Consider the following 18,067-nt stretch of genomic DNA (forward strand, 5'->3'; position numbering starts at 1 on the left):
GCCCCGCACGGCGGCCGCACAGCGCGCTGTCAGCGGGGCCGGGTAGTTTGGGCCGACCGACAGTACTTTTTCAGGGAAGGTTGGCCGTGGCTGCTGATCTGTCGCAGGTCGTGAAGGCGTACGACGTACGCGGGGTCGTCCCGGACCAGTGGGACGAGTCCCTGGCCGAGCTCTTCGGGGCGGCCTTCGTCCGGGTCACCGGTGCGAGCGCCATCGCGACCGGGCACGACATGCGGCCCTCCTCGCCGGGCCTGTCGCGTGCCTTCGCGCGCGGGGCCGCCGCACAGGGCGCCGACGTCACGGAGATCGGCCTCTGCTCGACGGACCAGCTGTACTACGCCTCGGGCGCGCTGAACCTGCCCGGCGCCATGTTCACCGCCTCCCACAACCCGGCGCGGTACAACGGCATCAAGCTGTGCCGCGCGGGCGCCGCCCCGGTCGGCCAGGACACCGGCCTCGCGGAGATCCGCGAACTCGTCGAGGGCTGGAGCGAGTCGGGCGCCCCGGAGCCGGCCGCGACGACGGGCACGATCACCGGCCGCGACACGTTGCCGGACTACGCGGCGCACCTGCTCTCGCTGGTCGACCTGGCCTCCGTCCGCCCCCTGAAGGCCGTCGTCGACGCGGGCAACGGCATGGGCGGCCACACGGTCCCCGAGGTCTTCGCCGGCCTGCCGGTGACCCTGGTGCCGATGTACTTCGAGCTCGACGGCACCTTCCCCAACCACGAGGCCAACCCCCTCGACCCGGCCAACCTCGTCGATCTGCGCAAGCGCGTCCGCGAGGAGGGCGCCGACCTCGGCCTCGCCTTCGACGGCGACGCCGACCGCTGCTTCGTGATCGACGAGCGCGGCGAGCCGGTCTCCCCGTCCGCGATCACCGCGCTGGTCGCCTCCCGCGAGCTCGCCAAGCACGGCGGCAAGGGCGTGATCATCCACAACCTGATCACGTCCTGGTCCGTCCCCGAGGTCGTCAAGGAGAACGGCGGCGACCCCGTCCGCACCCGCGTCGGCCACTCCTTCATCAAGGCGGAGATGGCCCGGTCCGGCGCGATCTTCGGCGGCGAGCACTCCGCGCACTACTACTTCCGCGACTTCTGGAACGCCGACACGGGCATGCTGGCCGCCCTCCACGTCCTCGCGGCCCTCGGCGGCCAGGCAGGCCCCCTCTCCGCCCTCGTCGCCCAGTACGACCGCTACGCGGGCTCCGGCGAGATCAACTCCACGGTCACCGACCAGACGGCCCGCCTCGCCGCGATCCGCTCCGCGTACGAGAACCGCGACGGCGTCGAACTGGACGAACTCGACGGCCTCACGGTCTCCGCCGCCGACTGGTGGTTCAACGTCCGCCCCTCCAACACGGAGCCGCTGCTGCGCCTGAACGCGGAGGCGAGGGACCCGGAGACGATGGCCCGGGTGCGGGACGAGGCGCTGGCGATCATCAGAGGCTGACCGGACCGCGAGCCCGGCTCGATCCCCTCCGCCCCACCCTCACCGGCGGTACCCTGACCAGGCACATCCGCACCGCCCCGACCCCTGGAAGAGAAGCCATATGCCCCTCGAATCCGGTCTCCTGGACATCCTCGCCTGCCCGGCCTGCCACGCCCCGCTCAAGGAGCAGGACACCGAACTGATCTGCACCGACCAGAGCTGCGCCCTGGCCTACCCCGTCCGCGACGGCATCCCCGTCCTCCTGGTCGACGAGGCCCGCCGCCCCGCGTAGGACACCTGGGCGCATACGCCCATGTGAGCCCCCGGTGCGCATGACCCACGGCACAACGGGCACCGAGGCAGGACGACACCCCCAATAACGGACCCCGGCGATCGGAGGCTGCCGCCCCATGCTCGACGAATCGCTGCTCGACTCCCCAGAGGGCCTCGCGGAGGCCGACCACCGAGGCCTGCTCCGCGGCGCCGCGGAAGCCGGCGCCCGAGTCCGCACGGCCGCCCGCCACGCCGCCGAGGCAGGCATCAACGACCTCAAGCCCGACGGCCGCCCCCGCGGCGTCCTCATCGCCGGCCCGGGCGCCGCCGCCACCCACGCGGCCGACCTCCTCGGCACACTCGCCGGCGCCGGCAGCCCGGTCACCCGCCTCGCCCCCACCGGCGTCGCCCCCGCCGCGGGCGCCCTGCGCTGGGAACTGCCCGGCTGGGTCGGCTCCGTGGACCTCCTGCTGATCACCACCCCGGACGGCACCGAACCGGGCCTGTCCCTCCTCGCCGAGCAGGCCTACCGCCGCGGTTGCACCGTCGTCGCCGTAGCCCCCAGCAGGTCCCCGCTCGCCGACGCCGTGAACGGCTCGCACGGCCTGTTCGTCCCCATGGCGACCGCCCCCTACGACCAGGACGAGCCCTTCGCCGCGTCCGCCCCCGGCGTCCTGTGGGCCCTGCTCACCCCGCTCCTCGCGCTCCTGGACCGCGCGGGCGTGCTCACCGCCCCGCCGGACGCCCTAGGCAAGGTCGCCGACCGCCTCGACCGCATCGCCGAACGCTGCGGCCCCGCCATCGCGACCTACAGCAACGCCGCCAAGACCCTGGCCGCCGAACTCGCCGACGCCCTCCCCATCGTCTGGACCGAGGGCGTCTCCGCCGGACCGGCGGGCCGCCGTTTCGCCGCCGCCCTCGCCGAACTGTCCGGCACCCCCGCGGTCGTCGCCGAACTCCCCGAGGCCCTCGCCGCGCACAGCGCCCTGCTCGCGGGCCCGCTGGCCGCCAGCGCCGACCCCGACGACTTCTTCCGCGACCGCGTCGAGGAAGCCCCCGCCCTCCACGCGCGCGTGGTGCTGCTCCGCGACCGCCCCATCGGCGGCCTCACCGCCGCCCCCGGCGCCCGCGACCTGGCCCTCAGCCACGACACCCCGATCAGCGAACTGGAACCGGAGGCGGGCGACGAGCTGGAGACCCTCGCCGAACTGATCGCCATCACGGATTTCGCCGCCGTTTACCTGGCGCTCGCTTCGAGGGCCTGATCATGCCCGGGACACCCTGACGCCCACGCGGCAGCAGCCCGGGAGCAGCAGGCGTACGTACGCACTCACAGGACCAGAGAGATCCCCATGGACCGCCTCGACAACACCATCCGCCCCTACGCCTGGGGTTCCCCGACCGCCATCCCGAATCTGCTCGGCGTCGAACCGACCGGCGAGCCGCAGGCGGAGATGTGGATGGGGGCCCACCCGGGCGCCCCCTCCCGCACCGGCCGGGGCACACTCGTCGAGGTCGTCGACGCCGCCCCCGAGAAGGAACTGGGACCGGACGCCGTCGCCAAGTTCGGCCCCCGTCTGCCCTTCCTCCTCAAGATCCTCGCCGCCGGAGCCCCGCTCTCCCTCCAGGTCCACCCCGACCTGGCGCAGGCGAAGGAGGGCTACGCGGACGAGGAGCGCCGAGGCATCCCCGTGGACGCCCCGCACCGCAACTACAAGGACGCCAACCACAAGCCCGAACTGATCTGCGCGCTCACCGAGTTCGACGGCCTGTGTGGCTTCCGCGACCCGCTCGAGGCCGCCGGCCTGCTCGACGACCTCGGCGTCGACTCCCTCAAGCCGTACGTCGACCTGCTGCACGCCCACCCCGAGGACGCGGCCCTGCGCGAGGTCCTCACGGCGATCCTCACCGCCGACCCCGACGAGATGTCCCGCACGGTCGAGGAAGCGGCCGCCGCCTGCGACCGCCTCGGCGGCGCCTACGCCCCCTACGCCGACATCGCCCACCACTACCCGGGCGACCCCGGCGTGATCGCCGCGATGCTGCTCAACCACGTCCGGCTCCAGCCCGGCGAGGCCCTCTACCTCGGCGCCGGCGTCCCGCACGCCTACCTCCAGGGCCTCGGCGTGGAGATCATGGCCAACTCCGACAACGTCCTGCGCTGCGGCCTCACCCCCAAGCACGTCGACGTCCCCGAACTGCTGCGCATCGTCCACTTCCGCGCCGGCGACCCCGGCGTCCTGCGCCCCGAGGCCTCCCCGGACGGCGAGGAGGTCTACGAGACCCCGATCGACGAGTTCCGCCTCTCCCGCTACGTCCTGCCCGAGGCCGGTGCCACCCACGACCTCACCCGCCCGACCCCGCAGATCCTGCTCTGCACGGCCGGCTCCCTCCGGGCGGGCGAACACGACCTCACCCCGGGCCGGTCCGTCTTCGTCGCCGCCGGCGAAAAGGCCGAAGTGTCCGGAACCGGCACATTCTTCCGGGCCACGGTCATCGCCTGATCTCCCTACGACGGTGACCTGGCGCACCGCTGCCGGAGCGGGCTGCAACAATGGCCCACCGTCAAGCACGGGCAATGCCGAGGGCGACGCACCAAGGCGAGCGCCCGGGCCCTGGAACGGCGTACGAAGGGACAACGCGAACATATGAGCGCGTCAGGCGGCACCAAGGCGATCGTGGCGGCACTGGCCGCGAACCTCGCGATCGCGGTAGCGAAGTTCGTGGCGTTCCTCTTCAGCGGCTCGTCCTCGATGCTCGCCGAGTCCGTGCACTCGCTCGCCGACTCCGGCAACCAGGCACTCCTCCTCCTCGGCGGCAAGAAGGCGAAGCGCGAGGCCACCCCGCAACACCCCTTCGGCTACGGCCGCGAGCGCTACATCTACGCCTTCCTCGTCTCGATCGTCCTCTTCTCGGTCGGCGGCATGTTCGCCCTCTACGAGGGCTACGAGAAGATCAAGCACCCGCACGAGCTGACGAACTGGTACTGGCCGGTCGGCGTCCTGGTCTTCGCAATCATCGCCGAGACCTTCTCCTTCCGGACCGCCATCAAGGAGTCCAACGTCCTGCGCGGGCGCAAGTCCTGGAAGGAGTTCGTCCGCCACGCCAAGGCCCCCGAGCTCCCGGTCGTCCTCCTGGAGGACCTCGGCGCCCTCGTCGGCCTGATCCTCGCCCTCGGCGGCGTCGGCCTCGCCCTGCTCACCGGCGAGAGCGTCTGGGACGGCATCGGCACCCTCTGCATCGGCATCCTGCTCATCCTGATCGCCCTGGTCCTCGCCGCCGAGACCAAGTCCCTGCTGCTCGGCGAGGCCGCCGGCGCCGAGGAGACGCAGAAGATCGAGAAGGCGCTCGTCGACGGCGACACCGTCACCGGCATCATCCACATGCGCACGCTCCACCTCGGCCCCGAGGAGCTGCTCGTCGCCGCCAAGATCACCGTCCAGCACGACGACACGGCCACCGAGATCGCCGCCGCGATCAACGCCGCCGAGTCCCGCATCCGCGAGGCCGTCCCGATCGCCCGCGTGATCTACCTCGAGCCGGACATCTACAGCGAGACCGAAGCCGCCAAGGGCCCGGACCCCGAGGCATCGCCCGGGGGACCGACGCCGAGCGAAGCCGGGCACTGACGTCCCGCAGTAGCACCGCCCGAAATACGCGGAGGGCCCGCCGAACCGATCGGCGGGCCCTCCGCGCTTTCCTCCTAGCCGACCTCGCTCAGCACCCCGAGGAGAGCCGCTTCGTCCGACGCGGCCAGCAACCGCTCCCGGAACCCGGCGTCCATCAACTTCCGCGACAGCAGCGCCAGAATCCGCAGATGCTCGTCACCCGCCGCCGCCTCCGGTACGGCGATCATGAACACCAGCCTCGCCTTCGTACCGTCCAGCGAGCCCCACTCGACGCCCTGCGCGGACCGCGCGAAACCGACGACCGGCTCCGTCACCGCATCCGTCTTGGCATGCGGAATCGCGATCTCCTCACCGAGCCCGGTCGTGCCCTGCTCCTCCCGCCGCAGCGCACACGCCACCAGCTCGTCCAGGTCCGCGACCTTGCCGGTACGCGCCAGCAGCTCCGCCATCTCCCGGACGGCGGCCTCCTTGTCACCGGCGTCGAGGCTGACCTTGACGGTCCGGTCGGTGAGGTAACCGGAGAGAACCTCGACGGAGGTGTCACCCGCGCCGGACGGCTCGGCCACCGCCGCTCCATCCGCCACGGCAACGGCGGCCGTCACCGGCGCACGTACGGTCGCCTGCTCCACGACAGCACCGCCACTGCCACCGGGCACTCCGGCCGGCACGGGCTCAAGCCCGGTTGCCCCCGCACCAAAGCCCGCCTCCCCGCGCCGCTTGCGCTCACCCAGGTCGACGAGGACCACCGTCGTCAGCGCGGTGACGACCGAGCCGATCACCACGGCCACGAAGAACATCGGCACCCCGCTCACCGCACCCAGCACGGCCACGATCGGCCCACCGTGCGGCACCGCGTCCTCGACCCCGGCGACCCCGGCGATCGCACCGGCGACCGCGCCGCCCAGCATGTTGGCGGGGATGACCTGCGCGGGCCGCGCCGCCGCGAACGGGATCGCGCCCTCCGAGATGCCGAAGCAGCCCATGAACAGCGAGGCGAGCCCCGTCTCCCGCTCCTGCTCGGTGTACAGCCGCTTCCGTATCAGCGTGGCCAGACCCTGCCCCAGCGGCATGACCGGGATCGCGGCCGCGCACATGCCCATGACCGTCTGGTTGCCGGTCGCGATGAGCCCGGCCCCGAACAGGAACGCCGTCTTGTTGACCGGCCCGCCCATGTCGAACGCGATCATGAGCCCCAGAATCGCGCCGAGCAGGATCGCGCTGGTCCCGGTCATCCCGCCGAGCCAGTCGGTCAGGTGCTCGAACACCCAGGAGATCGGCTTGCCGATGACGTAGATGAAGAACAGCCCCAGAGCCGTCGTCGCCACGATCGGGATCACGATGATCGGCATGATCGGCTGGGCGAACTTCGGGACCTTGACCTTCTTGATCCACACCACCAGATACCCGGCGAGGAACCCGGTCACGATCGCCCCGATGAACCCGGCGCCCGCCTTGGAGTCGTACAGCTCACCGGTGTTGGCTATCCAGCCGCCGATCATGCCGGGCACCAGCGCGGGCCGGTCCCCGATGGCATACGCGATATAGCCGGACAGGATCGGCACCATCAGCGTGAAGCCGATGACACCGATGTTGTTCACGTCCATCCAGAAGGAGTCCTTCGGGATGACCAGACCGCCCGACGGGTCGGCGTGCCCGCCGAGCGACAGCGAGATCGCGATCAGCAGCCCGCCGACCACGACGAACGGGATCATGTAACTGACCCCGTTCATCAGCGCCTTGTACTCGAGGCTCCGCTCCTTGCCGCCACCGCTCGCGGGAGCCGTGGGGGAGCCCCCTTCCGCGTGCACGGGCGCCGACAGCACCCGCTCGATGAGCTGCTCCGGGTGACGAATGCCCTCCGCCACCCCGACAGTCAGGACCCGCTTCCCCGCGAAACGGCTCAGGTCCACGTCCTTGTCCGCGGCGACGATGATGCCGTCGGCGTGCTTGACATCGTTGTCGTCGAGGACGTTTTCAGCCCCGATGGATCCCTGCGTCTCCACCTTCATCTCGATGCCGCGACTCTCGGCGGCCTGCGCGAGCTTCTCAGCCGCCATGTACGTGTGGGCGATGCCGGTCGGGCACGCGGTCACCGCGAGCAGCCTCAACCGCTGCCGCTCACCATCGCCGCCGCCCGTGGGGGGAGGGCCGGCCGGACTGGTCACATCGATCTCCTAACGCCTTTGTCATGCGGAATCGCCGTCCCGGACGCCCCGCAAGATCGATCAGTTGTTCAGATCTCCCGGGCATCCTGCACCACCCCGCCGCAGACTCAAAGGCCAAAAGATCCCTGATAGTTCCGCTTTGTCGCCTCCTGTCGACCCTTCGTTGGTGTCCTGTTATCGCTCCCGCCCCTCGCCCGCGCACCCACCGTCCGGCCCGACCCTCTCGATGGCGCGATCTGTTCGGACGCGGACTGGGGACGGCCCGGCCTCGCGGTGTAGCTTGGGACGGAGCCAGACGTCGCTGCTGATGGCGGTCGGGCGGTCCCACCGCGGACCGGCCGAGGGAGAGAGGGCCTCCGACGGACTGCGCTGCGTGTACGCGGGCATGCCAGTGTCCTCCTCGGGCACCCCTGTGTCCGCCGCCGCGCAGACCAGCCGTATACACCTCGACCCAACCCCGAGGAGCAGCTCGCAATGACGACTGTCGACAACCGACAGGACTTCAAGGTCGCCGACCTCTCCCTGGCCGACTTCGGCCGCAAGGAGATCACCCTCGCCGAGCACGAGATGCCGGGCCTGATGGCGATCCGAAAGGAATACGCCGAGGCCCAGCCCCTCGCCGGCGCCCGCGTCACCGGCTCCCTGCACATGACCGTGCAGACCGCCGTACTCATCGAGACCCTGGTCGCCCTGGGCGCGCAGGTCCGCTGGGCCTCCTGCAACATCTTCTCCACCCAGGACCACGCCGCGGCCGCCATCGCCGTCGGCCCGAACGGCACGCCCGACAACCCGCAGGGCGTCCCGGTCTTCGCCTGGAAGGGCGAGACCCTGGAGGAGTACTGGTGGTGCACGGAGCAGGCGCTGACCTGGCCGGACACCCCCACCGGCGGCCCGAACATGATCCTCGACGACGGCGGTGACGCCACCCTCCTCGTCCACAAGGGCGTCGAGTACGAGAAGGACGGCAAGGTCCCCGCCGTCGACACCGCCGAGAACGACGAGCACCGCGTCATCCTCGAACTCCTCAACCGCACCATCACCGACGGCTCCCAGAAGTGGACCCAGCTCGCCTCGGAGATCCGCGGTGTCACCGAGGAGACCACGACCGGCGTCCACCGCCTGTACGAGATGCAGCGCGACGGCAACCTCCTGTTCCCGGCGATCAACGTCAACGACGCCGTCACCAAGTCGAAGTTCGACAACAAGTACGGCTGCCGCCACTCGCTCGTCGACGGCATCAACCGCGCCACCGACGTCCTCATCGGCGGCAAGACCGCGGTCGTCTTCGGCTACGGCGACGTGGGCAAGGGCTGCGCGGAGTCCCTGCGCGGCCAGGGCGCCCGCGTGATCATCACCGAGATCGACCCGATCTGCGCGCTCCAGGCGGCGATGGACGGCTACCAGGTCACGACCCTCGACGAGGTCGTCGACAAGGCCGACATCTTCGTCACCACGACCGGCAACAAGGACATCATCATGGCCTCGGACATGGCCAAGATGAAGCACCAGGCGATCGTCGGCAACATCGGCCACTTCGACAACGAGATCGACATGGCCGGCCTCGCCAAGATCCCCGGCATCGTCAAGGACGAGGTCAAGCCGCAGGTCCACACCTGGCAGTTCCCCGACGGCAAGGTGCTCATCGTCCTCTCCGAGGGCCGCCTGCTGAACCTGGGCAACGCCACCGGCCACCCGTCGTTCGTGATGTCCAACTCCTTCGCGGACCAGACCCTGGCCCAGATCGAGCTGTTCACCAAGCCCGACGAGTACCCGACCGGCGTCTACGTGCTGCCCAAGCACCTCGACGAGAAGGTCGCCCGCCTCCACCTCGACTCGCTCGGCGTGAAGCTGACCACGCTCCGCCCCGAGCAGGCCGAGTACATCGGCGTCCAGGTCGAGGGCCCGTTCAAGCCGGACCACTACCGCTACTGAGCCGCGCAGCCCGGCAGCAGGTCCTTCGAGGCAGGCCCCCGCACCCCCGTGCCGGGGGCCTGCCCCTTTTCCGGACCGGCGACCGGACCGGCCGGCCCGTCAAGCCCCAGGACGACCCCCATGCCCCGCGGCCGCTATTCGCTCCATGATCCGCACGATCACACCCCCCTCGCAGAAGAACACTTCCACTGCGCCACCGGCCCCTCCGGCTGGCGCTACGTCTCCCAGCTGACCACCCCCTCGGGCGATCACCACGGCTCCGTCGACCTCACCCTCGACGAACTCGGCCGCCCCATCCGCCTCGAACTCCACGCCTCCGCCTGGCAAGTCCGCGGCGCCGCCCTCGACGGCGTCACCTGGGTCCGCACCGACCCCACCGGGACCGAGGCCACCGAAGGCAATGTGCGCGCCCACGCCTTCACCGGCACCTCCCCGGCATTCCTCGTCGCCACCGCCTGTCTCCTGCGCCTCACCCCCTCCGCAGCCGCCACCCGCGTACGCCTCGTCGCCTTCACGGACCCGGTGCTCGCCCCGCGCACCGTGGATCAGTCGTGGTCCTTGCTGAAGAGAGAAGCACACGCCACTGACAACGGCCCCCTGACGGTGGACGAATACCAGGTCACAGCCCTGGACACGGGCGAACAGCACGCCGTGCACATCGCGGGCGACGTGGTGCTCGCGGCCCCCGGCATCGAGCTCGAGGACCTCGAATCACCGCCGTCGACCTTCACCTGACCCGACGGCCGCAGCGGAGCGGGCAGCCCCGCTCCCACTAAGCCGGCGGCACGAACCCGCTACCGGGCCGGTCACCCGCCGGCCGACCCCCACCATGCGACTCGGCCGCCGCACCAGGCGCCGCGACGGGCGGCAGGTCCGCAGCCGGAGGCCCGTACGCGGCGGCCGGAGCTCCGTACACGGCCGGAGCCCCATCCGACGCCGGAGCGGGAGCCGAAGCCGAACCGCTCCCGAAGGCCCGCCGGGACTCCCGCGCCTGCCGCTCCTGCACGACCGCCGCCAGATACGCCGCCGCCGGAACCCCCTGCGGCACCGGCGCCCCCGTACGCTCCGCGAGATCCGCCGCCAGCCGCTCCGCCATCGACGAACCCACCTGCGGATCCAGCTGCTGCATACGCGTCAGGTACTGACGGACCGCGAGCCACAACCCGTCGGGCACCGCGGACAGATCGAGCCCCGAGAACCGTCCCGCCAGCCAGGGCGGGGGAGGCGGCACAAAGCCGGTCCGCGTGACCGGAATCCGCTCCCGTACGACAAGGGTCCCCGCGAACACATCTCCCAGCCGCCGCCCGCGCGCCGACACGAACGAGGCGATACAGGCGACGATCCCGAAGGTCATGAGGATCTCGATCACCGCGATCAAGCCCCTCACCAGGGCATGCCGGAACCGGATCGGACCTCCGTCGTCCCGCACCACACGCAGCCCGCACGCCAGCTTCCCGAGCGACCGCCCGTGACTGAGCGTCTCCACCGCGATCGGCGCACCCACCAGCACGAGAACGAACGTCGCGATCGACAGCGCCGTCTGCGCCGCCTCGTCCAGTGAGGCCGTGGACGTCACCAGCACGATGGTCACCGCGACATAGAGGGCCATCGCCGCCACAAGATCGAGCAGCACGGCCAGCGCCCTGCTGGGCAGCCTCGCGGGGCGCAGCTCCAACGCCACAGCCTCGCCCGTCACCAGCTCACTCACGCCCGCCGTCCTTCCCCTGCCCTGCCCCTGTAAGGGCCAGTCTGCCAAGCTGAGGGCGCATCGCGTCGCAGTACGACAAGCTGATCCACGACGAGTCGCCGACGAACAGCCGAGGAGCAGGCATACCGATGGACCTCGACGTCTTCGTCTCCGCCCACCGAGCGGAGTGGGACCGCCTCGAAGCCCTGCTGCGTCGCCAGCGCCGCCTCAACGGCGCCGAAGCCGACGAACTCGTCACCCTCTACCAGCGCACCGCCACGCACCTCTCTCTGATTCAGTCCAGCGCCCCCGACCCCCAGCTCACCGGCCGGCTCAGTCAACTGGTGGCACGCGCGCGTAGTGCCGTCACAGGCACCCGACGCGCCTCCTGGCGCGACGTCACCCGCTTCCTCGCCCACGGCTTCCCCGCCGCGGTCTACAAGTCACGCCACTGGTGGGTACCCACGGCGCTCCTGTCCACGGCCGTGGCGGCGCTCCTGGGCTGGTGGATCGGCACCCACCCCGAAGTACAGGCCTCGATCGCGGCCCCCAGCGAACTACGCGAGCTCACCCGCCCCGGCGGCCAGTACGAGACCTACTACTCCAGCCACCCGGCCGCCAGCTTCGCGGCCCAGGTCTGGACGAACAACGCCTGGGCCGCTGCCCTGTGCCTGATCCTCGGGGTCTTCCTGGGGCTCCCGGTCATCTGGATCCTCTTCCAGAACATGCTCAACCTCGGCATCGGCTTCGGCCTGATGTCCTCGGCCGGCCGCCTCGACACCTTCCTCGGCCTGGTCCTCCCGCACGGCCTTCTCGAACTGACCGCCGTCTTCGTGGCCGCGGGCACCGGCCTGCGCCTCGGCTGGACCCTCATCGACCCGGGCCCCCGCACACGACGCACGGCTCTGGCGGAAGAGGGCCGAGCCGCCATCGGCATGGCCATCGGCCTCGCCCTGGTCCTCTTCGTCTCCGGCGCCATCGAAGGCTTCGTCACCCCGTCCGGCCTCCCCACCTGGGCACGCATCACCATCGGAGTCGCCGCCGAACTGGCCTTCCTCGCCTACGTCTACGTCCTGGGCGGTCGCGCCGCCCGCGCCGGAGACACCGGTGACGTCGAGGCAGCAGAGCGCAGCGCCACCGTTCCGACAGCGGCCTGAACGTCCTCACGGCCGCCGGATGTGCGACCACGTCCGTTCAGCTGCTAGTCTCCTCTTCGCCCCACGGGAGTCGTTGACACGGCAAGCGCGGGGAGGTAGATTCGAACAGTTGCCTACAGAGGGGTTCCACCCCAGAGGGCAACGGTGAACATCTAGCTGCTTCTTGAAACGCTGATTTCATTGAAGCCACTCCCGATGAATCGGAAATGAGCGGCCGGTCAGTACGGCCCGAAACTTCTGATAAAGTCGGAACCGCCGGAAAGGGAAACGCGGAAGCGGGAACCTGGAAAGCACCGAGGAAATCGGATCGGAAAGATCTGATAGAGTCGGAAACGCAAGACCGAAGGGAAGCGCCCGGAGGAAAGCCCGAGAGGGTGAGTACAAAGGAAGCGACCGTTCCTTGAGAACTCAACAGCGTGCCAAAAGTCAACGCCAGATATGTTGATACCCCGTCTCCAGCATTCGCTGGGACGAGGTTCCTTTGAAAAAACACAGCGAGGACGCTGTGAACGGTCGGGCCTATTCCGCCTGACTGTTCCGCTCTCGTGGTGTCGACCGGATTACCGGTACACATTCACGGAGAGTTTGATCCTGGCTCAGGACGAACGCTGGCGGCGTGCTTAACACATGCAAGTCGAACGATGAAGCCCTTCGGGGTGGATTAGTGGCGAACGGGTGAGTAACACGTGGGCAATCTGCCCTTCACTCTGGGACAAGCCCTGGAAACGGGGTCTAATACCGGATAACACCTCCACTCTCCTGAGTGGAGGTTAAAAGCTCCGGCGGTGAAGGATGAGCCCGCGGCCTATCAGCTTGTTGGTGAGGTAATGGCTCACCAAGGCGACGACGGGTAGCCGGCCTGAGAGGGCGACCGGCCACACTGGGACTGAGACACGGCCCAGACTCCTACGGGAGGCAGCAGTGGGGAATATTGCACAATGGGCGAAAGCCTGATGCAGCGACGCCGCGTGAGGGATGACGGCCTTCGGGTTGTAAACCTCTTTCAGCAGGGAAGAAGCGAAAGTGACGGTACCTGCAGAAGAAGCGCCGGCTAACTACGTGCCAGCAGCCGCGGTAATACGTAGGGCGCGAGCGTTGTCCGGAATTATTGGGCGTAAAGAGCTCGTAGGCGGCTTGTCACGTCGGTTGTGAAAGCCCGGGGCTTAACCCCGGGTCTGCAGTCGATACGGGCAGGCTAGAGTTCGGTAGGGGAGATCGGAATTCCTGGTGTAGCGGTGAAATGCGCAGATATCAGGAGGAACACCGGTGGCGAAGGCGGATCTCTGGGCCGATACTGACGCTGAGGAGCGAAAGCGTGGGGAGCGAACAGGATTAGATACCCTGGTAGTCCACGCCGTAAACGGTGGGCACTAGGTGTGGGCAACATTCCACGTTGTCCGTGCCGCAGCTAACGCATTAAGTGCCCCGCCTGGGGAGTACGGCCGCAAGGCTAAAACTCAAAGGAATTGACGGGGGCCCGCACAAGCGGCGGAGCATGTGGCTTAATTCGACGCAACGCGAAGAACCTTACCAAGGCTTGACATACACCGGAAACGTCTGGAGACAGGCGCCCCCTTGTGGTCGGTGTACAGGTGGTGCATGGCTGTCGTCAGCTCGTGTCGTGAGATGTTGGGTTAAGTCCCGCAACGAGCGCAACCCTTGTCCCGTGTTGCCAGCAGGCCCTTGTGGTGCTGGGGACTCACGGGAGACCGCCGGGGTCAACTCGGAGGAAGGTGGGGACGACGTCAAGTCATCATGCCCCTTATGTCTTGGGCTGCACACGTGCTACAATGGCCGGTACAATGAGCTGCGATACCGCGAGGTGGAGCGAATCTCAAAAAGCCGGTCTCAGTTCGGATTGGGGTCTGCAACTCGACCCCATGAAGTCGGAGTCGCTAGTAATCGCAGATCAGCATTGCTGCGGTGAATACGTTCCCGGGCCTTGTACACACCGCCCGTCACGTCACGAAAGTCGGTAACACCCGAAGCCGGTGGCCCAACCCCTTGTGGGAGGGAGCTGTCGAAGGTGGGACTGGCGATTGGGACGAAGTCGTAACAAGGTAGCCGTACCGGAAGGTGCGGCTGGATCACCTCCTTTCTAAGGAGCACTTCTTACCGACCCCCTCCGGGGGTGAGGTCAGAGGCCAGTACATCAGCGAACGTCTGATGCTGGTTGCTCATGGGTGGAACGTTGACTATTCGGCCGGATTCTCGGGTCGGAGGCTGCTAGTACTGCTCCCTTTGGGGGCGTGGAACGCTGATCTTCGGACGGGAGCCGGCCGGGCACGCTGTTGGGTGTCTGAGGGAACGAAATTTCCTCAGTCGCCGGCCCCAGTGAACTCACCTGGTAAGGGTGGGGTGATGGGTGGCTGGTCGTTGTTTGAGAACTGCACAGTGGACGCGAGCATCTGTGGCCAAGTTTTTAAGGGCGCACGGTGGATGCCTTGGCACCAGGAACCGATGAAGGACGTGGGAGGCCACGATAGTCCCCGGGGAGTCGTCAACCAGGCTTTGATCCGGGGGTTTCCGAATGGGGAAACCCGGCAGTCGTCATGGGCTGTCACCCGCTGCTGAACACATAGGCAGTGTGGAGGGAACGCGGGGAAGTGAAACATCTCAGTACCCGCAGGAAGAGAAAACAACCGTGATTCCGGGAGTAGTGGCGAGCGAAACCGGATGAGGCCAAACCGTATGCGTGTGAGACCCGGCAGGGGTTGCGTATACGGGGTTGTGGGATCTCTCTTTCACAGTCTGCCGGCTGTGAGACGAGTCAGAAACCGTTGATGTAGGCGAAGGACATGCGAAAGGTCCGGCGTAGAGGGTAAGACCCCCGTAGTCGAAACGTCAGCGGCTCGTTTGAGAGACACCCAAGTAGCACGGGGCCCGAGAAATCCCGTGTGAATCTGGCGGGACCACCCGCTAAGCCTAAATATTCCCTGGTGACCGATAGCGGATAGTACCGTGAGGGAATGGTGAAAAGTACCGCGGGAGCGGAGTGAAATAGTACCTGAAACCGTGTGCCTACAAGCCGTGGGAGCGTCGGATATGTGCTTGCACATATCTCGTGACTGCGTGCCTTTTGAAGAATGAGCCTGCGAGTTTGCGGTGTGTTGCGAGGTTAACCCGGGTGGGGAAGCCGTAGCGAAAGCGAGTCCGAACAGGGCGATTCAGTAGCACGCTCAAGACCCGAAGCGGAGTGATCTAGCCATGGGCAGGTTGAAGCGGAGGTAAGACTTCGTGGAGGACCGAACCCACCAGGGTTGAAAACCTGGGGGATGACCTGTGGTTAGGGGTGAAAGGCCAATCAAACTCCGTGATAGCTGGTTCTCCCCGAAATGCATTTAGGTGCAGCGTCGTGTGTTTCTTGCCGGAGGTAGAGCACTGGATAGGCGATGGGCCCTACCGGGTTACTGACCTTAGCCAAACTCCGAATGCCGGTAAGTGAGAGCGCGGCAGTGAGACTGTGGGGGATAAGCTCCATGGTCGAGAGGGAAACAGCCCAGAGCATCGACTAAGGCCCCTAAGCGTACGCTAAGTGGGAAAGGATGTGGAGTCGCAGAGACAACCAGGAGGTTGGCTTAGAAGCAGCCACCCTTGAAAGAGTGCGTAATAGCTCACTGGTCTAGTGATTCCGCGCCGACAATGTAGCGGGGCTCAAGCGTACCGCCGAAGTCGTGTCATTGCAGCAATAAGCCCCAACGGGTGCTGTGATGGGTAGGGGAGCGTCGTCTGCCGGGTGAAGCAGCCGCGTAAGCGAGTTGTGGACGGTTGACGAGTGAGAATGCAGGCATGAGTAGCGATTCACACGTGAGAAACGTGTGCGCCGATTGACTAAGGGTTCCTGGGTCAAGCTGATCTGCCCAGGGTAAGTCGGGACCTAAGGCGAGGCCGACAGGCGTAGTCGATGGATAACCGGTTGATATTCCGGTACCCGCTGTGAAGCGTCAAACATCGAATCCAGTGATGCTAAGCCCGTGAAGCCGTTCCGGACCCTTCGGGGAAAGGAAAGTGGTGGAGCCGGTGACCCAAGTTGGTAGTAGGTGAGTGATGGGGTGACGCAGGAAGGTAGTCCATCCCGGGCGGTGGTTGTCCCGGGGTAAGGGTGTAGGCCGTGCGATAGGTAAATCCGTCGCACTTGTGGCTGAGACCTGATGCCGAGCCGATTGTGGTGAAGTGGATGATCCTATGCTGTCGAGAAAAGCCTCTAGCGAGTTTCATGGCGGCCCGTACCCTAAACCGACTCAGGTGGTCAGGTAGAGAATACCGAGGCGTTCGGGTGAACTATGGTTAAGGAACTCGGCAAAATGCCCCCGTAACTTCGGGAGAAGGGGGGCCACATCCGGTGATGAGCTTTGCGCTCTGAGCTGGGGGTGGCCGCAGAGACCAGCGAGAAGCGACTGTTTACTAAAAACACAGGTCCGTGCGAAGCCGTAAGGCGATGTATACGGACTGACGCCTGCCCGGTGCTGGAACGTTAAGGGGACCGGTTAGTCACTCTTCGGGGTGGCGAAGCTGAGAACTTAAGCGCCAGTAAACGGCGGTGGTAACTATAACCATCCTAAGGTAGCGAAATTCCTTGTCGGGTAAGTTCCGACCTGCACGAATGGCGTAACGACTTCTCGACTGTCTCAACCATAGGCCCGGTGAAATTGCACTACGAGTAAAGATGCTCGTTTCGCGCAGCAGGACGGAAAGACCCCGGGACCTTTACTACAGTTTGATATTGGTGTTCGGTTCGGCTTGTGTAGGATAGCTGGGAGACTTTGAAACTCGCACGCCAGTGTGGATGGAGTCGTCGTTGAAATACCAGTCTGGTCGTGCTGGATGTCTAACCTGGGTCCGTGATCCGGATCAGGGACAGTGTCTGATGGGTAGTTTAACTGGGGCGGTTGCCTCCTAAAGAGTAACGGAGGCGCCCAAAGGTTCCCTCAGCCTGGTTGGCAATCAGGTGTTGAGTGTAAGTGCACAAGGGAGCTTGACTGTGAGACCGACGGGTCGAGCAGGGACGAAAGTCGGGACTAGTGATCCGGCGGTGGCTTGTGGAAGCGCCGTCGCTCAACGGATAAAAGGTACCCCGGGGATAACAGGCTGATCTTCCCCAAGAGTCCATATCGACGGGATGGTTTGGCACCTCGATGTCGGCTCGTCGCATCCTGGGGCTGGAGTCGGTCCCAAGGGTTGGGCTGTTCGCCCATTAAAGCGGTACGCGAGCTGGGTTTAGAACGTCGTGAGACAGTTCGGTCCCTATCCGCTGTGCGCGTAGGAATATTGAGAAGGGCTGTCCCTAGTACGAGAGGACCGGGACGGACGAACCTCTGGTGTGCCAGTTGTTCTGCCAAGGGCATGGCTGGTTGGCTACGTTCGGGAGGGATAACCGCTGAAAGCATCTAAGCGGGAAGCCTGCTTCGAGATGAGTATTCCCACCTCCTTGAGAGGGTAAGGCTCCCAGTAGACGACTGGGTTGATAGGCCGGATATGGAAGCACGGTAACGTGTGGAGTTGACCGGTACTAATAGGCCGAGGGCTTGTCCTCAGTTGCTCGCGTCCACTGTGTTGGTTCTGAAACCACGAACAGCCCCATGCCAGGTCACGGTATGGTGCGGCAGTTTACAGTTTCATAGTGTTTCGGTGGTTTTAGCGTTAGGGAAACGCCCGGTTACATTCCGAACCCGGAAGCTAAGCCTTTCAGCGCCGATGGTACTGCAGGGGGGACCCTGTGGGAGAGTAGGACGCCGCCGAACAATCATTCAAGGAAACCCCCGTATCTTCGGATACGGGGGTTTTCTGCGTTTCA

10 protein-coding genes and 3 rRNA genes are annotated in these 18,067 nt (G+C 66.7%); 11 read left to right on the forward strand and 2 right to left on the reverse strand.

Annotated elements, in window-relative coordinates; all coding sequences use genetic code 11:
• Positions 1–86 precede the first annotated feature (86 nt).
• The 5 genes from NNW99_RS22905 to NNW99_RS22925 all read left to right on the forward strand — a co-directional run bounded on the left by NNW99_RS22905 (position 87) and on the right by NNW99_RS22925 (position 5,332).
• A complete protein-coding gene (locus tag NNW99_RS22905; RefSeq protein WP_215121014.1) occupies positions 87–1,451 on the forward strand; it encodes a phosphomannomutase/phosphoglucomutase in 1,365 nt (454 codons plus the stop codon).
• 100 nt (positions 1,452–1,551) lie between these two features.
• Positions 1,552–1,722, forward strand: a complete 171-nt coding sequence (locus NNW99_RS22910) for a Trm112 family protein (RefSeq protein ID WP_184598287.1) — start codon at positions 1,552–1,554, stop codon at positions 1,720–1,722.
• 118 nt (positions 1,723–1,840) lie between these two features.
• Positions 1,841–2,968: an SIS domain-containing protein gene (locus tag NNW99_RS22915; RefSeq protein WP_215121015.1), complete on the forward strand. Its 1,128-nt coding sequence runs from the start codon at positions 1,841–1,843 to the stop codon at positions 2,966–2,968.
• 87 nt (positions 2,969–3,055) lie between these two features.
• A complete protein-coding gene (gene manA / locus NNW99_RS22920; RefSeq protein ID WP_215121016.1) occupies positions 3,056–4,207 on the forward strand; it encodes a mannose-6-phosphate isomerase, class I in 1,152 nt (383 codons plus the stop codon).
• A 144-nt stretch (positions 4,208–4,351) separates the two neighbouring features.
• Positions 4,352–5,332, forward strand: coding sequence for a cation diffusion facilitator family transporter (locus NNW99_RS22925; protein ID WP_215121017.1), 981 nt, complete (start codon positions 4,352–4,354; stop codon positions 5,330–5,332).
• 74 nt (positions 5,333–5,406) lie between these two features.
• Here NNW99_RS22925 and NNW99_RS22930 read toward each other — a convergent pair whose 3' ends face one another.
• Entirely contained in the window at positions 5,407–7,497 is a 2,091-nt protein-coding gene (locus NNW99_RS22930) for a fructose-specific PTS transporter subunit EIIC (RefSeq protein ID WP_285439954.1), read from the reverse strand.
• 474 nt (positions 7,498–7,971) lie between these two features.
• Between NNW99_RS22930 and ahcY the strand changes: the two genes are divergently transcribed.
• Positions 7,972–9,429: an adenosylhomocysteinase gene (gene ahcY, locus NNW99_RS22935; protein WP_215121018.1), complete on the forward strand. Its 1,458-nt coding sequence runs from the start codon at positions 7,972–7,974 to the stop codon at positions 9,427–9,429.
• A gap of 120 nt (positions 9,430–9,549) precedes the next feature.
• Entirely contained in the window at positions 9,550–10,164 is a 615-nt protein-coding gene (locus NNW99_RS22940) for a hypothetical protein (RefSeq protein WP_215121019.1), read from the forward strand.
• Positions 10,165–10,201: 37 nt separating this feature from the next.
• On the opposite strand, the gene NNW99_RS22945 is transcribed toward NNW99_RS22940, so the two are convergent.
• Entirely contained in the window at positions 10,202–11,137 is a 936-nt protein-coding gene (locus NNW99_RS22945; RefSeq protein ID WP_215121020.1) for an RDD family protein, read from the reverse strand.
• A gap of 128 nt (positions 11,138–11,265) precedes the next feature.
• Here NNW99_RS22945 and NNW99_RS22950 point away from each other — a divergent pair, with 128 nt between their 5' ends.
• From NNW99_RS22950 to rrf, 4 genes are all read left to right on the forward strand, one after another.
• Complete coding sequence (locus NNW99_RS22950) at positions 11,266–12,273, forward strand: stage II sporulation protein M (RefSeq protein WP_215121021.1); 1,008 nt, start codon at positions 11,266–11,268, stop codon at positions 12,271–12,273.
• Between the two features lie 573 nt (positions 12,274–12,846).
• Positions 12,847–14,371: ribosomal RNA gene (locus tag NNW99_RS22955) — 16S ribosomal RNA — on the forward strand.
• A 314-nt stretch (positions 14,372–14,685) separates the two neighbouring features.
• Positions 14,686–17,806 (forward strand): 23S ribosomal RNA (locus NNW99_RS22960).
• 91 nt (positions 17,807–17,897) lie between these two features.
• A 5S ribosomal RNA gene (rrf, locus tag NNW99_RS22965) occupies positions 17,898–18,014 on the forward strand.
• The 16S, 23S and 5S rRNA genes sit together here, the layout of an rRNA operon.
• Positions 18,015–18,067: the final 53 nt, after the last annotated feature.

Source organism: Streptomyces sp. CRCS-T-1 (genome assembly GCF_024442335.1).
Lineage (GTDB): Bacteria > Actinomycetota > Actinomycetes > Streptomycetales > Streptomycetaceae > Streptomyces > Streptomyces koelreuteriae.